This is a genomic window from Halomonas sp. AOP7-B1-5, from assembly GCF_052353045.1.
Classification (GTDB): Bacteria; Pseudomonadota; Gammaproteobacteria; order Pseudomonadales; family Halomonadaceae; genus Vreelandella; species Vreelandella colorata.
This window is the reverse complement of sequence record NZ_JBQTDC010000111.1, coordinates 1-1,256: the sequence shown is the minus strand read 5'-3', so window position 1 is coordinate 1,256 and position 1,256 is coordinate 1. Positions and strand designations below refer to the sequence as shown.

The following is a 1,256-nucleotide window of genomic DNA, read 5'->3' as shown; positions in this document are numbered from 1 at the left end:
TGATCTTACCCAGCAACAGTGGACACTAGTTTAAGCGATCATTCGAGATTCAAAGACCTCAGGACTGATCATCCCTATAGCACTGTGCCGCCGTTGCTTGTTGTAGTCGAGTTCGATGTATTCAAACACCTGACGTCTCATATCGCTTCGCGTTTTAAATTGCTCTCCATGGATCGCTTCAACCTTGAGGCTATGGAAGAAGCTTTCGGCACAGGCATTATCATAACAGTTACCTTTGGCGCTCATGCTGCACTTAAGCTCATGCCGAGTAAGCAGCGATCGGTAAAGTGTGGAACAGTACTGACTGCCTCGATCCGAGTGGACAATGACGCCTTTGGGCATTTTGCGTTTCCATAGTGCCATCTGTAGCGCGTCACAGACAAGATCGGCCGTCATACGCTCACTCATTGCCCAACCGACCACTTTACGAGAGTAAAGATCAATGAGTACTGCTAGGTAAAGCCAGCCTTCGCTCGTCGCCAGATAGGTGATATCACCCACCCACTTTTGATTGGGAGTTGAGGCCGTGAAGTTTTGCGCTAGTAGATTAGGAGCCACCGGCAGCGAATGCCGAGAGTTGGTGGTGGCCTTAAACTTACGGGCTGCTTTAGCGCGCAAGCCCTGACGCTGTAAGCTGGCGGCGACCGTCTTACGGTTGATTAGCACTCCATCATCGTGCAGGTCTAGGGTTAATCTCGGGGCGCCTGAGCGGCCTTTACGCTGGTGAAAAGCATCAGCTACACGCTGATCGAGAATGGCTTGCTCGCTGCGTCTTGGAGACGGGACTCCTTCGCGCTGCTGCCAAGCGTAGTAGCCACTTCGGGCGACCCCAATAACATGGCACATGCGTTGAACGCTGAATGCCTGACGATGACGATGGATAAAGGCGTACTTCACTTCAGGCTCTTCGCAAAGTACACCACGGCCTTTTTTGTGATGGCCAGCTCTTCATTTGCCTCGGCTAATTGGCGCTTCAATCGGGCGTTTTCTTCTGCTAACGACCGCTCCCGTTCAGATGTGTCTTGCTGAAGCTGAGCTTTAGAGCGCCATTGATAGAGCTGACTGGCGTGTATTCCCAGTTCACGAGCCGCTGCGGCAACGCCTATGCGATCAGCGAGTGCTAACGCTTCTTGACGGTAGGCATCTGAGTAACGGGTATAAGATTTTTTCTTCATCGATGTCGTCGATCTTGCCATGGTTCACCTCATCGTAGCGCATTACATTCTAGAGGTGTCCACAGTTACTGGGCAGGATCA

At 51.8% G+C, this 1,256-nt stretch carries 1 protein-coding gene; it reads right to left on the bottom strand.

Translation table 11 applies throughout. The annotated features are described in order from the left end of the window. Positions 1-30: 30 nt before the first annotated feature. Positions 31-1,196, bottom strand: a protein-coding gene (locus ACT3XD_RS19585; RefSeq protein WP_192539960.1) for an IS3 family transposase whose coding sequence is annotated in 2 segments (ribosomal slippage) — positions 31-935 and positions 935-1,196 — 1,167 coding nt in all. Because the reading frame shifts where the segments join, the coding sequence is not laid out codon by codon here. Positions 1,197-1,256 lie beyond the last annotated feature (60 nt).